At 43.8% G+C, this 297-nt stretch carries 1 protein-coding gene; it reads right to left on the bottom strand.

What is annotated here, in order from left to right:
• Positions 1–66: 66 nt before the first annotated feature.
• A partial coding sequence (locus tag FN960_RS23825) for a PTS sugar transporter subunit IIA (protein WP_185971136.1) occupies positions 67–297 on the bottom strand: 231 nt, incomplete at its 5' end.

The raw sequence follows: 297 nt of genomic DNA, 5'->3' as shown, positions 1-297 counted from the left end.
CTTGTTTTCCATAATATTATCCTGTAGAGGAGAGAGTAATTATCCGCGGCTGATAATGTCCGCTAATTATTTTTCTGATGATGCTGTTAAGAGTTGTTCGAGTATTTCTTCTTCGCACAGTAATTCACTTAACGCCTGAATAGCGCCAATGTGCGAATCGGCATCGGCAGCAGAGAGTCCGATGAGTAATTTAATTGGTTCGTCATTCCCCGGAAAATAAACACCTTGTTCAAGTAATGTCAAAGACATCCCGGTTTTAAGCGCCCCACATTCCGGTCGCGCATGAGGCATTGCCAC

The organism is Alkalicoccobacillus porphyridii (assembly GCF_007293315.1).
Lineage (GTDB): Bacteria > Bacillota > Bacilli > Bacillales > Bacillaceae_D > Alkalicoccobacillus > Alkalicoccobacillus porphyridii.
The sequence above is the reverse complement of the archived record's forward strand: the minus strand, read 5'-3'. Positions and strand labels throughout refer to the sequence as shown.